The following is a 16,299-nucleotide window of genomic DNA, read 5'->3' as shown; positions in this document are numbered from 1 at the left end:
CGTCTTCGGCCGCAAGAAGTCCCCTCCGTCCCGGCCACCTCCGGGTTGTCTTCTCGCCGTATCAGGACCAATGATAAGGAAGCCCGTATCGTTACTCATGTCGACGCTAGCCCAGTTCGCTTTCTGTATCCGATGCCGACGCACGCTTCACAAAGCAGCGCGTCGACGCAGCTCTCGCCACCTCGGCCTGCCCGGCCGGTCTCGTCTCGCCCTGCTCGGTCATGCGGGCAGCCCTGCTCGCGGCGTTTCTTGCCGACTCCCTGTGGTTCACTGTTAGTTGCCGTATTTGATGGCCGTGTGATGAACAGGTTCGTGCGGATATCGATATCCCAATGGAACGACTGCCAGGCAGATTACGAAGCAGATGCACAGGGAAGGCTTCACACGGATACACGCGTTGGAGAGTAGTCTTGGTGCAAGGCAACGACCGGCTATCCGCTGAGGCGCTGACGTTGCAAACGGATGCGACCGGCGAACCATTGACCCCGAGAGGCTCCATCCTTAGGGAAGAGGATGCCGTGACCCTGTGAGCCGTTGCCCCCGAATAGCAGGTGTCAGTGCAAACGGCGCCCATCAGGACGTTCAACCAATGGCTGGCTGCGTTCGCACGTTGCACCTTTGCCCTACGAGCTTGAGGTTGTCGACCGCTTGCCCGCCTCATAAGCACACGCCCGTGATGTCCGGCCCACTGTCCCAGGCATCACAGTGGAGATTGCATGCTTGAAGACCATCTGAAAACCGCTCAGGGAGTTCAGCACGACTACCTGTCTATCGAAACTCGAGACGTGACCAACGAGCCTGATTCCGTTAATCATGAAGACGTTAACGAGCGTCTTGTCCTCGATTAATATCCGCAGGAATGTATCCTGCATCGATGCTTGATTCGACATGCTATTTTTCCGCTTTCATTGACCGGGCGGCGTTGCCCCGTTACACGCCCGCGAGTGCGTCGGGTTATCTCTACAACCACGAGGCTGGCGGCAGCATCAGTCGCCTATGCTGTCGTGCCCTGTGTCGGTGCTCAAGAAACTTGAACACGCAAGATGGTACCGTCATGCGGGTGTAGCGCGCTCGCGGATGTCGAACATTGATAGATGGCGGCGCCTGACATCAAGCACGTATTTTTCGCTATCTGTGACGACTTCGGCTTGGCACGCCCCTGTCGCGAATTGTACCCGCGCGCTTTTTTCAAACGGTTTTGCGCTTTTTGCATAAGCGGCACCACCGCCAGGTCGTCCGATAGAAAAACAAGCTGAATACTGTTGCAACCCTTTGTCCGATGCATCCGCAAGTCGCCCTCTCGATAGGCTCGAAAGTCTACGGGCTGTCCGCACTACAGTAACCAGGTCGCGGCGAACACGCCCTCATCGAATTGACCGTACCGCGCTCCCCGTTATCATGCCGTCAATAATGCTCTCGGCGGCGCCGTAGCCCCTCATCAAAGCTTGCGTCTCGCTGGAAAATGGCCGGCCGTCGTCCTGACCGAAGCTCAACCGCTGAATTATTTCGGCACTTTCGGCCCGTGAAATGTGGACGACTGCGACATATCCTGCCGGCGTGGAAAGAATCTTTCCGCCTGGCATTCCGCCGATGGACCTGGCGTCCACCTCGATGGTGAAGTCTTTGTATCGGTACGACCGATGCATGTCGAAATTGCGCAGTGCCGCGCCCTCATGAAATGCCGTCTTCTGCACCCATCGTTGCTGGCTCCGGCGCCCTATGTTGAACGCCAGAGCCTGAAACAGCCGGACTCCCCTCAACCTCAGGTGCCTGTTAGCCCATGTGCAGGCCACCGTTCAGCGAAAAGTCTGCCCCGGTAGCGAAGGCTGCTTCATCGCTGGCAAGCCACGAGACAATCGAGGCGATTTCCGAAGCCTCCCCAAGACGGCGTACCGGGATGCTCTGCACGATTGCATCCATCACTTCGGGGCGCACCGCACGAACCATATCCGTTCCGATATAGCCGGGTGAGACGGTATTCACCGTGACCCCCTTCGTCGCCACCTCTTGCGCCAGCGACATCGTGAAGCCGTGAATGCCGGCTTTGGCAGTCGAATAGTTAGTCTGGCCAAACTGCCCTTTCTGTCCGTTCACGGATGAGATATTGATGACGCGGCCCCACTCCTTGCCAACCATCCCCTCGATAACCTGCTTGGTCACGTTGAACAGGCTCGTCAGGTTCGTGTCAATGACATCGTTCCAGTTTTCGCGAGACATTTTCCGGAACACGCCGTCCCGCGTAATGCCAGCATTGTTCACCAGCACGTCAATCTCACCCACTTCCTTCTTCACCTTTGCGAAGGCAGCTTCCGTCGATACCCAGTTAGCGACATTGCCCTCCGAGGCGACGAAGGAGAATCCAAGCTCAGCCTGCTCGGCCAGCCAACGCTCCCGGCGCGGCGAGTTGGGTCCACATCCTGCCACAACCTTCAGTCCATCCTTGTGCAGTCGCTGACATATCGCGGTACCAATTCCACCCATACCGCCGGTTACGTATGCAATTCGCTGTGACATGTTCTACCCCCGGTTTTTGTTACGGTTAATGACCAACCTACTTTTATTTGTTAAGCGAACCCGCATTGCCGGTGGCCCCGATTTCGAACGACTGTGGCCTCGATAACCAGGCAGATGGGCAAGTCATAACGGTCGATTGAAGGGGTGCAGGGCTACCCGCTCCATTGATTCTGTCTACCACGCGCATTTTTCGCGTGACCAACGACCCTCCCGTCAGAGCGACAGCATCCCCACAGCCCGTAAGCTCTCCCGCGTGCGACTCCATTCGTAAAGTTCAGTAAGCACACCTTTCCAAGACGCCCCACGTTTTCGTTTCAGCGCCGACTCTCCAGCACCAATACGAAGGCTGCAACATCGTTCGCCGGATGTGAAGACTGCTTCATACGAGGCGCCTCTGCGCTGCGCTGTCCGGTGGCATTCAAGTGGCTTCGGCCCCTACACGCGCCTTGCCCTTCGGTAACTGCGTCACTCGCCGCTTCTGGGCGATGGACTTCCGCGTAGAAACAGGTCCGGGCTGCGCCCCGGCTGTCTGCTCTGGCAAGCGCCCATGCTTCAGAAAGCCGTGAAGCACCTTGACTGCCTCCTGCTTGCCGCGTTGCTCAAGCTTACTGAGCAGCGCATCCGCAAATCCCTTCAGGTCATCGCGCCCGTGAGATGCCTCGAACTGAACAAGTGTTTCCCTGACCGCCGCGTGAATGCTATGTTCGTACAACATGCTCGCGATGTGCGAAGCGCCTCGCGCCAACTCCATCTCGCAACCATTCAAGCGCCGGACGTCATCAGGCGACCGTTCACGTTTAACTGCCTTCACATCGATACCCCGGGTTTTTCGGCAAGTGCCTGCCGTTTTCGTTTTATAGAAGCCTGCTGGCGCCTCGCCGCCAGCGATACGTCGGGAGACGTAACGGAAGACGGGGAATCCCGACGTACGGCGCACCGACTCCATGCTCCGCCATCGCCACGAAATGCAGACTAGGCGACCTGAGCCTGCCCCGTGCAAAGCCAGTGAACGTCGAGATTGAGGACGGCGGCGAGACGCGTGCAGGCGTTCAACGGCGGGACGGTGATGCCGTGTCGCCAGTATTGCACGTCGTATTCAGTCACGCCCAGCCATCTCGCTGCGCGCGCCGAACTGATGTCGGCGCGTTTGAAGGCCCTGTCAAGGCGCGCGGCCAAGGCACGCCTCAGGCGGTCGTCCTCGATGCTACGCTCAAGGTGACCGATATTCGTCTCATGAAGCTTCATCTTGTTACGTCTCTCAGCATTTATTTTTTAGGCAATTTAGTGCCGCCCCTTCTGCGGCGTCAAATGAAGTTACGTGTTCGTCATGACAGCGTTGTGACTCCTCGTTGCCACCCTCGTCACCTTGACCACGAACTCGCATACTGGTTGTACGCACAACTATCTCTACACATGCTCATCGGCGTCAAATAAAAAATGGTTCTGAGAAAAATCTATGCGCTGCATAAGCACGGCCCGCACTTCGTTTTTTTGAAGTCGAAAAATGTGCAGAAGCGCACAGACGACAGAACGCTCGATGTCGGGAGCATGAACGACCGTGCTACCCCCAAATACGCCGAAGAAAGTGCTTTGGGCGTGGGCTCCTCGATAACTTCTGCCGCACGGGATGCGCCATCGGCACGCCGCGTGGGCTCCAGATACGCCTACCGGGTTTTCACCTAGATAACGTTTACGCCCCAATACCGACGCGGTTTTGCCGAAATGCCCACGCCTCGCGCGCTGACACGATTGAACAAACGATTTGACATCCGCGCGCCCGACTCTAGAATCGGTATTGCTGCATTGCAACAACGCTTTCAAAGCTACCCGTAGCTGCTGCTGCCGTTCAGCTAAAGCGAACAAAGAGAGCCGTTTGGAATGCTTAACATAATGTCAGCGCTATCGCGGCCCGAGAGAAGGCGACTGCCCGACCGGCCGGTTGCAAAGGTCAATGGAGGCTGAGGCTAAGCTATCCATGGGCCCGCCGGTTACGAACGGAAGCACCGGGCATGCTCGGCTGCTGTTCGTGCGAATGCGCCATTCGGGATGATGCGCGCTGCGCTTATCAACGAGCGCTTGCGCCCGTCCGTTGCAAACATAGGCCACGGGCGGGCGCATATCCCGGAGGGTCCAATTCTGAGGCAAGGAGCTCTATGTCTACGAGGAAAACGCGGTTTAACGAGGCGTGTGCCCTGGAGCGGGTCGCGAGTGCGGCTCGTGAGGTGCAAGCGGCGTGCATCGCTCTCCAATGTCATTTTCGACCCGATGGCGACGCGCAACCGCCCATGTCGCAACTCGTCAGGTTTGAAGCCGCGATGCTTCAACTCAAGGCCGCCCGCGCGGAATTCGAGGCCGCCTTTAACTTTGGACCTGCCTGGCAGGAGGCTCAAGCCGACATCCATCGGCATGGCGGCTGATGTTGAGGGCACAACACGAGGTCATGTGCATCCGCCGCGCTGCCACAGAACAAATGATTGACATTCAGACGCTGTCCCCCAAGAATGCGGATTGCTGCAGCGCACAAAATATTTCACTCTGCGGCTCATTGCCTGTGATTCGGTCCGGCGGTTCACCGGACTTTTGGTCAGCCCCTCTTAGGAGTTAAAGATGAACAGTCTCAACCCTGAACAACTGGTCGCCGCGCAGAAAGCCGGCGTCGAAACAACGTTTGTTTTCCTGAACAAAGCGTTTGAAGGCGTCGAAAAACTGGCCGGGCTGAATGTGCAAGCGGTCAAATCGACCCTCGCTGAAAATCAGGAAATCATCGTCAAGGCACTTTCGGCCAGAGAGCCGCGCGAACTGTTTTCGCAGCAGACGAGCCAGGCGCAACCCGCCCTTGAGAAGGCGCAGTCATACTGGCGACACGTTTACGAAATCCTCTCCAGCACCCAGGCAGAATTTGCGGCGCTCGCCGAAGCACAGTGCAAGCAGTTCCAGAGCGATGCGCAGACTTTCATCGACGGCCTTGCGAAAAACGCGCCAGCGGCAAGTGAAACCGCCGTGACGGCATGGAAGACATTCATCACGACAGCAAGCCAGACGGCCAACTCGGCGTACGAAACTGCCGCGAAAGCCGCTAAGCAGGCAGTGGAGAATGCCGGAAGCGACCTCGATGGTGCGTCTTCTGCCAGACGGTCCCGCCAGGCTGTTGTACCCGTCGAACCTGCTGAAAAACAGTAGTGTTTTTGACGTTGTCCGTCACCGCAATAACGGGAATGAGAGGTCCTGTTCGCTGTTTTTGCGCATGACCTTCTGCAGCTAGGCGGCGCCTCTGCATCCCGGACACCGGCATGGGATATCGGATGCGCTCCACCCATGTCGGAGTTGTACGGCTCAGATTCACACGCAAAGTGCGGGTAGCCAGCGCTGCCCTGTTGGTGCGCACGAAGTATCAATGATGCGAAGTGCACCGACTCCTGGTTGCTGGTGCCGCGTCGTACCGCGTGCAGTCGTGCACCGCCAGGCCAACGACGACAGGGTAAGGAGACGCGAATGAACCCAGCCGGGAGGTCCTTGCGCTTGCTGGTCGAAAAATGGCTGGCGCCGACTTCGCGAACGACGATGCGGGTAACCAGATTCACTCAGACAGGCTCTCACCGAAGGCGCTATGTACGCGTCGAGATGCTGCGTCCGGAAGGTCAGGTTGCGCTCTTTTTCTTCCGCCACGATGACGGTACGTGGCATGTGCTACCGCCTGATTCGGGAAAATAGCGATTCATGACGCGGAGGTAACTTATGGTTGAGCAGGCACACGGAATCTCATTCAGTATCGAATCACGCTCTTCAATTTTTATGCGAATGCGCGCAAAACGACGGTCATCCACGAGTGTGGAACACCATTCACGCATGACAACGCAGATGTGCTCAGGATACTCGATGCAGCAGCCGCAACAACGGAAAGGCCATCTTTAAACGGCAAAGCGTACGCCATGACGTGGAACCGATGAAGGGCGCAGCGCGAGTGACCCTCCCCTTTACATAGCATCGCCGCCTGCTCGCGGAGCCCGTCAGACGAATTCATCGCCCTCACAGGACAATTTCAATCGGCCATGCGCATGGCGCCGCGATACACCGGTAGCAATACCGTGCGCACCGTCTTATTCCTCATCAGGGTAAAACCGCGCCTCTCATGGGTCAGTCAGCGCGCCCAACAAACCCCGCTCACCCGACATTTGAAATGTGTCGTTTTTCTGGCAGCCCGAGGAAGTATCAGGCGACCTCGTCATCCGGAGCTGGCGCACAAACGTTGAAGTGAAATCGCTGACATTACGGACATCGAGCCTAACGGCGGTGCCGACAAGTTCACCGGTTCGAACTGACGCTGGCGAAGCTGGGTGTGGCTTAGCCCTGGCTGAGCATCCAGCACCTCCGAATCCGCTACGGGTGAATCGGGCGAGCACGCAACCGAAGGGCATATACGAGCAGACTGTGCGCTGGCGACGCGGTCCGGTAATGACGTTGAGACGGCCTGCTGTTCCCTGAACTCACCTGGCGGGCCACTGGGCCTATGGAGGAGACCACGAATGCGACTGGATGACCCTTCCTTCGCGCGACTGAGACTGCTGGCGCCGATGCTGGATGACGTTCTCCGGTCGCACGAAATAGACAGCGCTGACCAGGCCGCGCACCTCGACGAGCTTGGAGCACTTTGCCTGCTCCTGGCGCAACAATACCGAGATACCCACCCTGCGTAAATCGCAAGGCCAAGATGAGACGGTCGGTTAGACCGGCGACGACGCGTGCGTGCGACCTGCAATGGTCTCGCATCATGCCATTCTCGTGTCGTCCTGGGACGTTCTGGCCGTGTCACTCCTTGCGCTCAGATGATTATTCGACATGCCCTACGCGTTTGCGCGACGTGGCGAATGAGCGGTCTTACGAGTTTGGCGTTCGCTTGAGAATACAGAGGGTCCGCTTCACCGCTGAAACCACGCGCTTCTACGATACTAGGTTGCCCGCCTGCATCGTGGACCCAAACGCGACGATGCATGCGTACAGACGAATTCACGGTGAAGAAGTCGTGACGGTCCTCGAAACGTCCGGCCTGTCTGCCGCAAGCTATCCTCGCTTGCCTGGTGATTTTCAGTGTTTCAGTTCGCGCCGACGTCTTCAGAGTCGCGACCAACCTGCTTAAGAATGGTTATAAGCGGGGCTTTTACGAATGCAACTCCAATGAATGTTGCCGGAACCCACGTCGGCCTGGCCTAGGAACCCCTTTCACCTTTAATGCTTCGCACATCTGTTGGAAAAGGAATCTTTTTAAAGAAGTGTTCTCATGCTTCGAAACATGTCAGCTTTGACGCGCGTGCCATCTTCTGGGCCGAACACAAGTGCACCAGGTGCCTTTCGGCCTCAATTTCAGCGGTGGGTTCGTAGACCGCGAAGTTTCTATTTGCAGAGCCGGCGGATGACGCGAGAACCGACTCCCGCGCACGACAGATATTCAGTCGTTCTTGCCAAATCACATGGCAGTTGAAAGAGCCGAGGGAGGTTGAACACTGGGGAGTGCGCATTCGTTTGATTTTCCGTGCGAACGCTCCACTCTTCGATTGAAACCCTCAAACAGTTCACGGCTTCGCATCTCCTCAATTCCTTCGTCGTGCAGTTGAGCCGATTGGCCTGCCGCACCGTGGGTAGTTATTTCCGGCGCAGCAATGCGCCGTTTGCCTAGTCGAACCGCTCGAAGAAACAAAGGAGAAGCAAATGAAGGCACCATCGAGAATTGTCGTCGGACTATCATCAGCTTCTGCTCTCGTGCTCGGAAGCGGTACAGTTCCGGCGCAAGAAGCTGGGACCAGGACCGCGCCGGAAATGGAGCAGAAAGTGTTTGTCGATAGCGAACGAGTGAAAGTAGCAGAGAACATCTTCAAGCCGGGAGCGGAAAGCCCGAACATCCCCTGACCGTTTCGAGCCGTATGCGCCATCAAGGGGGGGGCAAATTTCAGCGTATTTACGCAGACGGTCGAAGAGAGGACGCTCAGTACAAGACTGACGAAGTGAAAGCCATTGTGGAGTTGACCCGCTTCAGTGGACGGTTAAGCAGTTGAATTGTGCCCGGGTGAGGGTCCTCCCTTTGATGCCAGCCCACCATACATTTTTAAGAATGTCGGAGACAGTGAAATCGTGCTTTACATCGTGTACATCAAAAAATGAAAAGCCCGCATTGGCGAATTTCATCATCGCACAACTATTCGCGAACGTGATTGCGGCTGGACGAAAGTTGCACGGAGAACGGGAACGGGCCTCCATTGCTCTCCATGCGCGAACTCCGGCGTGTGGGGGTGCTCGCCAATCTGGTGGCGAGCGTCGCTCATGACTTCAGCAGGCTGTTGATGGTCTGTCCGCCTACTTGGAATCTCCAGCCCGGAAGAAACGCGCAAAACTCGATGGCACCTCAGTCCTTGCAAAGCGGTTCAACATTGAGTTGCGGGCGCTGTTGAGCAGTAGCGGCAAGATAGTGACTCGACCGTGAGGTCGATGCATACCGTCTCGCCGCCTGACCGGTGGCGCAAATGCTGGGTTATTGACCGCCGAAGTAAAGCTTGTTCATATCGGCCGTGGATGCAGGTCTAACCGCCACTCCGCCTCCGGACGCCGATGACCCGCTGACGGTTCCACCGTATCCGGTTGTATCGGATACTCGAGCCTCTGCTGCCTGGATATTCGCAGGATAATTAGGCTCGTCGCCGCTGGATGGAGTATAGCCCGCCGATTCCAGTTGCCTGAGTTCAGTGCGCACCTGGGCTCTGGTTACCGGTGAATCGGATTGCGCGAATGATACAAGCGGACTTGCAAATATTGACATAGCTACTACAGCACCGATTAACAGTTTCATGATGACTTCTCCGAGACCTGCTCGTTAGCTTGTTACAAACATCACCTTTCTCACAACGACTGCACCGACGGATTAATGATAGACGCTGGCCGAATAAATGCGCCCGCAGATTACACAGTGTTTTGAAATTATTCGCGCGGTATGTCCGAAAATTGTTAGCAAAACTTCTTGAGGTACAGGATTACGTTCAGCCAATATACTGAAGGGATTCATCCAGCAGATTCCCGCCGTTAGTTCGAGACGAGCGCGGTCGGATGTGCGCGGGCGCGTGCATCCTGTTTCCATTAACACTCTTTGCCGACAGGCCCGGTTAGCCGCGCCAGCGTGACTCCAGCTTGCTACTTCTGTCTGAAAGCAATGCCTCGAACTCGCAAAGTGCGAGCGGCTTCAAAAGTGAACCATCAAAACATGACATGTCCAAATGGTCGCGGAGGTCAGCATCCGCGCTCAGCGAAATAATGCGTCGGGACGCATATTTCTCCGACGCGCGCAATCGAAGGCACACTTCGTATCCGGTTAAGTCCGGCAACGCAATCTCCAGCACAATCAGGTCGAAGCCCCCTTCTTCGCTGGCCGCCGCCAACGCGTCAGAACCGCAATAAGCTTTGGACGCGGCGTGCCCCATCGCACAGGCGATGTCCGCCAGTACGTCGGTCGTAGCGCGATAATCGTCGACTAGCAGGACTTTCATCAGAAGGTAACTTCCTCGAACCAGGACGCTCCAGCGTCGGCCGCCGCCGTTCACCACGCCGCGTTCGAACGGGGCCGACTGACATAGGCGAGCCGATGATTACCCAGAAGTGCGTTCGCGTGAAGACGACGCCCTCTCCGCTCCAGCTTTCCCTAAAGCGGCTCACAGCTCGGTCGGGATGCAAGCATGGGGATTCATACCCTCGTGCAGTCTGAAGAATGTGCGCCGCTTAATCTCACCCTTGCCAATGACTCTAGCCGGAGTTATCGGTGAGGGCCAGCAAACCACGCGTCGTGGCCAGAGCTGCCGATAGGCCGGCGTATCCAGCCAGACAATCGCAACAGATTTGACTGGCGGTCATACAAGCGGCCAGTCACACAGGAGCGGCCGCGGCGGCACTTGTTTCGGACAGCCAGCGCCCTCGACGCGCATCCCATCTCGGCTCAGCGCCGCCTCAGGATTGTTGACTGAAGCAACGCGCCGTCCGGTCCCTCTCGACGCGCTACGCCGTGGTTGCGATTCGGAGCGGCGACACACAAAGCACCGATAATGGCGCGTTGGCACCAGAGAGGCGTCCCGATAAGCCCCGCCGGCCGCGAAAAACAAACGACCGGTCGCGGACAGAGAAACACGGGGGCCGTTGCCAGGTCGTTAGATACGTGTGGGTCACGAGACCAAATCGAATACGAGACACGCAACGTCAGGAAAAAACCTGTCGCCGCAAAGCGACACCGTTTGTTGACAGTGCGTTTCCTTGCGACTTATCGTTTCTCGAACTTTTCCCTCCGCTCGTGGCGTCCATACTTTCATTGTGTTTTCGTAAATTTAACCGGCCACCGTCGTTTGCCGCTTAACCCAGAAGGCGACGTCAAAAAGAATTTCTCCGTGTAGGAGGGGTGATGCAGCTCCGCTATCAAAACCTTGCGCTTGCACGCCGCTCTGCCGCACGGTTGGTGAAGATGCTCAATAGCGGCGTGGTTACGTTCCCCGGAGAGGCGCCGGGAGAGGCGCTCGCGAAAGAGATTACGGCCTTTGTGCTCGGCTACCCGACATGGAACGAACTACGGTTGACCCGCCATCAAGGCAGTTCCTCCCCACCGGATGAGCGTCTTACCTCGCTTGACGACCTCCAGGCGCGTCATGCGTATCAGACATCCCGGCTACAGGAAATACGCCCCCATCTCGCGGACGCGCAAGCCCGGCACTTCATCGAGCAGTGGAGACCGTCTTCGGCAACCGCTTTCTGGCCGCAACCCGAGCTTGAGGCGCCAGACTCAGCCGGTGCAGACGCTGCGTTCTGGGAATCCGCACCGGTCGAGCCGCGCTATGCGCTGGAAATCCTGCAGACGCTCCAGTGGCCTATCCTCGGCCTTGCCTACAACCCCGGTGATGCGACGGCCGTTCCAGCGGTCCTTGTTTCAAGCGAGCCGCGAGGCCCCGTCCCCGTTCTCATCTCCGCCCACGAGTACGACCCCGGGAGCGACGAAGACGAGCATGTCCGACGGCAGAAGGCGATGGCGACGTCGTTCATGCAGCAACACAGGCGGCCTGCCGGCCTCGTGCTCCTGTTTGCAAGGCCCGTCCGATGCGCGTCGCATCTTTTCCTCGGCTCCGTGTACTACCAGGGGCGCTGGCTGGACATGCCCTGGAGCCGTGCGCTTGCAAGCGTCGATGATTTATTCCGGTGGACATCAAGCGGATGGGACATTCACAACGCACGCGCGGAGACCGCCGACGCTCGGGGCGAACTGACCAGGCTGGCCTACGCCGCGTGGGCTAAAGGGCCCGGAGGAACGCGGTCGCTGGAGACCTGCACGACGCTGAAGTGGGACACGAAGCCCGTGTAATCAGGGCGGACGGAAGGCTGCTCCCTGTTCAGGGCAACACATATGCGCGAACCCCGTCCCCCTTCTCTTCGCGCCTGGTCGCGCGCCACGCCAGTTGTGAGGAGAGCGTATCCAGGTATCCAGGTGCGACCTCGTCCCGTTTATACCGGCTGCAGGCTATCCAGCGGGTGCAAGACCATCCTGCCGCATACTTATGCATTGCAGGCAGACGAGCTACGCGCTCGCTGGCACCTTCTGGACGGCGAGCCGACCGTCGCCGACCTCGACCGTTACAAACTCAAGCCACTTACGAAGAGAACGAAATAGTCCAACAGGTAGAGCCGCTCCGGGCGGTGGCCAGGCCAGTACCGGGCACCGACTTCACATTCGTCACGCCAGTCACGCTTGCGACATTCACGCTCGGCTCTGCTTGCTGCGTTATTTCGATTTCATCTGTTCTCTTTCTTTCTGGCAGCGCCCGCAGACAGATTGCTCCGGTGAGCGGAGCGCATGCGTTCAGGTGCCCAGATGTAGCGATTCAGCAGCAAGGCGAGCACAATGCATGCGACCAGTCCGACGCCCAGCACCAGGCAGCGATTGAACTGAGCCGACGGCTCAAAGCCAAACATCCAGAGCATCATGTTGAGAGTCATGCGACCCAACCCTCAAGCGACTCAGCCGCAAACGAAAAGCGAAGCGTCGAGGACGAGGCGAAGGCCCAACGAGGACTCGTTACGGCGCCCCTCCTGACCGCGAAAATCAACTTGGCCGCGCCATCCAACGACGATAACCTCTCTCGCGCCGCCCTGGAGATAGGCGCGTATTTTTCGCTCTTTTTCCTGAGGCAACGTGGCCGCAGACATTACTTCAACGCAGACGTCGGGCACCCACGGCAGCGGGCTCGTCGAATCCACGTGGGCCCACCGGCTGGCAGGCATCCAGATGATTTCTGGCACCCGGATGCCGTAGGTCGGCGTAACCACGGCGACATTGCGCCCGGTCGTGCCACCCAGCTGGCTCGAAATCTGTAACGCGAGGTTCGCGCACAGGGACCGGTGGGTAGCGCTACAACACGGCCCGAGCAAGACCTCTCCGCGTTCGCTCAGTTCGTACCGGTCGATACCATTGAGCGCCGCATCCGTTTCCAGCCACTGCCACGTCTGAAGCAGCTTTTCCCTTTCAAGTGAAAAGTTGTCCATGTCTGTTCTCGTACAAAAGGTCGCCTTCCATATCCGAAAAGTGTTCTGCCACGGAGAAGGCAACGCACGTAACAATGTGGGCTTCCGGTCAGCTGCACGCCAGCGCAAGTTTGACAAAAGCCTGTTACCGGATTTGAACAGGTCAACTGCCCGACCTGCGCAGGTCATGACGCAAAGGTCGCCTGCAGCGGACTTGCGGACGCTGTCGGAAAACTGGCCGTGTCCCGAGAGACGAAAGTCCCAGGTCTGCCAAGGACGTTCAGCATCGGAATCAGCGTCGGTCGTGCTGCGACCAGGGCACCGGATGTCGTCCTGTTGCCAGTTGTTCCGAATCCGTCCATGGCACACAAGGGTGACCATGCACTGCTTGTTCGCTCCGGCCTCGGAAGGCAGACCACTAGAGGCTGCGAACGGCGGCGAAGGCTCGTCAGCGACGGCAGGAGATGGCAGCGCGTCCGACTGGGCGAACGCTTCGGGGACAAGACTGCGAGCCCAGCTCCCGCAAGCGGGCTCCGAATCAAACTTCTATCTGCGCGCAGGATGGGTGCTTTGCTGTGGCACGAACGCCTCACGATGCAGCCGCTAGTCGCCCGCCAAATGAAAAAGCCCCGGTATTTTATTACCGGGGCTCAGTGTGTGCCGCGCCGAAGAGACATCAGCCGCACACTCTGCGGGTTTAGGTCGTGACGCCGGGCACTCTCGCAGTAATCCCAGCGCGTTCGGCCATGTTCTGGGGAGCCTGGCGCGCCAACCGGCGGCAATTATCATGCGCCGCGGAAATTCCTGCAGTGAAGATGCCATCGTTCGCGCAGCAGCTCCGGCCTGACGCCTGACCGAGTCTGGAGCCGGACTTCTGTCATCAGCGTCAGCCCAAACCAGTCCGCCATTTATCTCATATATCGCAACAATATTTCGCAAACCAGACCATTACTCTACGCTTAACGCCTATCTAGAATCAAATCACTGACTGCGAACAAGGCTGCACGCAGCAAGACCAAATAAATTCTGGAGGTAGTACCATGACATCGTTCATTCAAGCCGTTGTTGTTGCCGCTGCGCTAGCTGCTCCGGTTGCCGTGTTTGCTCAATCAAACCAGCCTGTAACCCGCGCGCAGGTTCGCGCAGAACTGGTCCAGCTCGAAAAGGCGGGTTACAACCCGGGGCTCGCTAGCCCGTATTACCCGGCGGACATTCAGGCAGCACAGACTCGTGTCGCCAAACAAAACGACTCGGCAGTCGGTGGTGCAGTTAGCGGGTCATCGGTCTCGGGTGCACGTGCCTACAAGACCGAAGCAGAAGCCACTGGCGCGCGTTCGGTCTATTTCGGCCAATAACCTGTCAGGCTCACGAGTCTCCGGAGACCCACCCGGTCGCCGGACATCACCCTGTAAGCGCGCAGCAGCCCTGCGCGCCTCCGATTAACAAACTAGCTCGCTACTGCGGTCAAACCCGCGAGCGGGCCACTTTCATCTGAAACACCTCCGCCGTCGGATTCCCGATGGCTTCGCCCGGGCCTTCATGGTCTGGGCCTTTTTGCGTTTGTAGGCCGCCCCCTCGAAAACAGGACGTCAGGTAGCGCCTGACTTCGAGGGAGTCGTCCGCGAACCGCGGGCCCTTTGAAGCCCAAGTTTTCCCTGGCGCCCCTGACGGTCACGCAATCGACCAACCCCGGCTGCTAGACTGCCCCGGCATGGCGACCGCCGTGCACGGACCGTTCTCAGGAGAACGCGACATGGGCCTTTTCAGCAGCATCCTCAGCAAAATTTTCCCGTCAGACCACCCCGCGAACGCTGCGACAGACGCGGCCGCCCCGGCCGACGCAAGCGCTGCTGCCCCCGTTGCGGATTCCGCTGCGCCGGAGCAGACGCCAGCGCCGGCAACGGGTGCCACCGCAGAACCGGTAGACGTCGAGGCTGTATTGACCGCGATGCAGGCGCAAAAGACGGAGCAGCTGAACTGGCGAACCTCCATCGTCGACCTCCTCAAGCTACTTGACCTGGATAGCAGTCTGTCGGCGCGAAAGGAACTGGCAGCGGAACTCCATTACTCGGGCGACACTGAGGATTCATCCGCGATGAATATCTGGCTGCACAAACAAGTCATGAGCAAGCTTGCAGAAAATGGGGGCAAGCTTCCTGCAGACCTGAAGGTCTGAAGCCATTCTGAAGCGCGGCGCTGGGTTCCGGGCAAAAGCCTGGCGTCACGAGGGGTGTCCCAGGTGTTCCTCTCGACACCGCCCGCCGAAAGACCAGCGCTAGCCGTCGCCGCTAGGATTTCAAGCCCTCAGGCGGATTCGATGGGTCGAAACTGGCCGAAGTGCTCAAGGGCAAAATGCCGGAAGTTTTCCACGGCGGGATTTGTCTGGTCCGCGCTCCATGCGAAGTCGATTTCCGCATACGCGTCATCCAGCCACAGTTCACGGAAAACAATGTCCCGAAAGCAAAGCTTTTGCGCCGAGGCTGGAACGATAGCCACGCCGATGCCTGCATGCACAAGCGCAACAATGGTATGGGTCTGGTCGATGAACTGAACATAGTCCGGCCGCACGCCAGCCGCAGACATGAGCCCAGAAATCCGGTCATGAAAGTATTTGCCGCCTTCTTCTGAATACATTACGAAGGGCCCGCCCTCCAGGTCCGACGCTGCGATAGCCTCATGCTGGGCAAGCGGGTGGGCCGCCGGCAGTGCGAGCAGCAGCGGCTCACGCGCGATGAGGCAGTATTCCAGTCCTGGTCGGGCGAACTGGCAGCGAAGGATACCCAGGTCGATATCCTGCGTCGCGAGCGCCCTGACCTGCTGCTCCGTCACCATCTCCTTCAGGACGACCTTAATGCCCGGCAGGCACGCGCGCGCCGCCGCCAGCAATTCAGGCATCAGCTGATAACCCGACACCGCGGTAAAACCCAGAGTTACCTGGCCAGCATCGCCTCGCGCCACGCGACGTGCTGATTCAACGGCCTGCTCCCCCAGCCGCAGGATGCGAACCGCATCCCCGTAGTACACGCTCCCGGCGGGCGTGAGCCGCACGCTGCGACTCGTGCGCGCGAAGAGGATAAAGCCAAGCGTCTCCTCGAGCAGATGAATCTGACGACTCAGCGGTGGCTGCGTCATGCACAGTCGCGCCGCCGCTCGCCCGAAATGCAACTCCTCCGCGACAGCCACGAAACAGCGCAAATGATTCAGCTCAATATTCATGACAAAAAAGGTATTGGTCGATACAAAACATAGCTTAGA

16 protein-coding genes are annotated in these 16,299 nt (G+C 58.3%); 7 read left to right on the top strand and 9 right to left on the bottom strand.

Annotation, left to right across the window (positions count from 1 at the left end):
* Positions 1-623 precede the first annotated feature (623 nt).
* The 4 genes from BLW71_RS03095 to BLW71_RS40700 form a co-directional block, all read right to left on the bottom strand.
* Positions 624-815, bottom strand: coding sequence for an RNA chaperone Hfq (locus tag BLW71_RS03095; RefSeq protein WP_286162035.1), 192 nt, complete (start codon positions 813-815; stop codon positions 624-626).
* Between the two features lie 549 nt (positions 816-1,364).
* Complete coding sequence (locus BLW71_RS03090) at positions 1,365-1,694, bottom strand: hypothetical protein (protein WP_143048283.1); 330 nt, start codon at positions 1,692-1,694, stop codon at positions 1,365-1,367.
* 79 nt (positions 1,695-1,773) lie between these two features.
* Complete coding sequence (locus BLW71_RS03085) at positions 1,774-2,514, bottom strand: 3-ketoacyl-ACP reductase (protein ID WP_091793070.1); 741 nt, start codon at positions 2,512-2,514, stop codon at positions 1,774-1,776.
* A gap of 418 nt (positions 2,515-2,932) precedes the next feature.
* Positions 2,933-3,460 carry a hypothetical protein gene (locus BLW71_RS40700; RefSeq protein WP_143048282.1) on the bottom strand — a complete coding sequence of 176 codons (528 nt, stop codon included), beginning with the start codon at positions 3,458-3,460 and terminating at the stop codon, positions 2,933-2,935.
* A 59-nt stretch (positions 3,461-3,519) separates the two neighbouring features.
* Between BLW71_RS40700 and BLW71_RS41525 the strand changes: the two genes are divergently transcribed.
* The 4 genes from BLW71_RS41525 (at position 3,520) to BLW71_RS40695 (ending at position 8,415) form a co-directional block, all read left to right on the top strand.
* Positions 3,520-3,948 (top strand): hypothetical protein, encoded by a 429-nt coding sequence (locus BLW71_RS41525; RefSeq protein WP_177204962.1) that lies wholly within the window; start codon positions 3,520-3,522, stop codon positions 3,946-3,948.
* 851 nt (positions 3,949-4,799) lie between these two features.
* Complete coding sequence (locus tag BLW71_RS42110; protein ID WP_286161918.1) at positions 4,800-4,931, top strand: hypothetical protein; 132 nt, start codon at positions 4,800-4,802, stop codon at positions 4,929-4,931.
* A gap of 190 nt (positions 4,932-5,121) precedes the next feature.
* The gene (gene phaP, locus BLW71_RS03065; protein ID WP_091793063.1) at positions 5,122-5,694 is read left to right on the top strand and encodes a TIGR01841 family phasin; all 573 of its coding nucleotides are present in this window, start codon (positions 5,122-5,124) and stop codon (positions 5,692-5,694) included.
* 2,523 nt (positions 5,695-8,217) lie between these two features.
* A complete protein-coding gene (locus tag BLW71_RS40695) occupies positions 8,218-8,415 on the top strand; it encodes a hypothetical protein (RefSeq protein WP_143048281.1) in 198 nt (65 codons plus the stop codon).
* 619 nt (positions 8,416-9,034) lie between these two features.
* Here the strand turns inward: BLW71_RS40695 and BLW71_RS03055 are convergent.
* Positions 9,035-9,349, bottom strand: a complete 315-nt coding sequence (locus BLW71_RS03055) for a DUF4148 domain-containing protein (protein ID WP_091793059.1) — start codon at positions 9,347-9,349, stop codon at positions 9,035-9,037.
* Between the two features lie 310 nt (positions 9,350-9,659).
* On the bottom strand, positions 9,660-10,040 hold the full coding sequence (locus tag BLW71_RS03050) for a response regulator transcription factor (RefSeq protein ID WP_091793057.1): 381 nt from the start codon (positions 10,038-10,040) through the stop codon (positions 9,660-9,662).
* A gap of 899 nt (positions 10,041-10,939) precedes the next feature.
* On the opposite strand from BLW71_RS03050, the gene BLW71_RS03045 reads away from it, so the two are divergent.
* Entirely contained in the window at positions 10,940-11,887 is a 948-nt protein-coding gene (locus BLW71_RS03045) for a hypothetical protein (protein ID WP_091793055.1), read from the top strand.
* A gap of 428 nt (positions 11,888-12,315) precedes the next feature.
* Here BLW71_RS03045 and BLW71_RS03040 read toward each other — a convergent pair whose 3' ends face one another.
* Both BLW71_RS03040 and BLW71_RS41520 read right to left on the bottom strand, forming a co-directional pair.
* Complete coding sequence (locus BLW71_RS03040; RefSeq protein ID WP_091793053.1) at positions 12,316-12,519, bottom strand: hypothetical protein; 204 nt, start codon at positions 12,517-12,519, stop codon at positions 12,316-12,318.
* A 21-nt stretch (positions 12,520-12,540) separates the two neighbouring features.
* A complete protein-coding gene (locus BLW71_RS41520; RefSeq protein WP_177204961.1) occupies positions 12,541-13,065 on the bottom strand; it encodes a Uma2 family endonuclease in 525 nt (174 codons plus the stop codon).
* A 1,019-nt stretch (positions 13,066-14,084) separates the two neighbouring features.
* Here BLW71_RS41520 and BLW71_RS03030 point away from each other — a divergent pair.
* Both BLW71_RS03030 and BLW71_RS03025 read left to right on the top strand, forming a co-directional pair.
* Complete coding sequence (locus BLW71_RS03030; RefSeq protein ID WP_091793049.1) at positions 14,085-14,399, top strand: DUF4148 domain-containing protein; 315 nt, start codon at positions 14,085-14,087, stop codon at positions 14,397-14,399.
* 398 nt (positions 14,400-14,797) lie between these two features.
* Positions 14,798-15,220 carry a DUF3597 domain-containing protein gene (locus BLW71_RS03025; protein WP_091793046.1) on the top strand — a complete coding sequence of 141 codons (423 nt, stop codon included), beginning with the start codon at positions 14,798-14,800 and terminating at the stop codon, positions 15,218-15,220.
* Between the two features lie 128 nt (positions 15,221-15,348).
* On the opposite strand, the gene BLW71_RS03020 is transcribed toward BLW71_RS03025, so the two are convergent.
* Positions 15,349-16,260: a LysR family transcriptional regulator gene (locus tag BLW71_RS03020; protein ID WP_091793044.1), complete on the bottom strand. Its 912-nt coding sequence runs from the start codon at positions 16,258-16,260 to the stop codon at positions 15,349-15,351.
* Positions 16,261-16,299 lie beyond the last annotated feature (39 nt).

The sequence above is a fragment of the Burkholderia sp. WP9 genome, assembly GCF_900104795.1.
Classification (GTDB): domain Bacteria; phylum Pseudomonadota; class Gammaproteobacteria; order Burkholderiales; family Burkholderiaceae; genus Paraburkholderia.
Note: the sequence above shows the minus strand (reverse complement) of the source record. Positions and strands in the feature narration are given on the sequence as shown.